General features: G+C 31.3%; 1 pseudogene. It reads right to left on the reverse strand.

Annotation, left to right across the window (positions count from 1 at the left end):
- Positions 1 to 396, reverse strand: a pseudogene (locus ACF91D_RS32230) (cryptochrome/photolyase family protein); the annotation flags it as partial.

Below are 396 nucleotides of genomic sequence, written 5' to 3' on the forward strand. Positions count from 1 at the left end.
CATTTTCATAATACTCAAGCAAATCATTAATAATTTCATGAATATCAAGCAAACCATATGCCAAATATTTACCTAACCCGCTGACATAATCTTGTGAAACATCATCTGTCATTTTTTTATAATTTGAAATATCTTCACTTAAAAAGCTTTCCCAAGCTTTACGTGCTTGTTGTTCTATATCCTCTGCTGAATTCAGGGATATTTTGCTCTGATTTGAACCTTTCTCAGCGTATTGACTTAACTGTTTATATTGGTAATGCTTACTTGGAGTATGTACTAAATTTCTTCTATTGGCTTTATAAAAACTTGTAAATACTTTATAAGGTTGTTGTTGCTTATTTACAGTCATTAAAGGTTGGAAATAGTGGTTTACGCGTTCTCCAATGACCTCTATAC

It is taken from the genome of Staphylococcus sp. 231237_7MaSpsaltlick, from assembly GCF_043107035.1.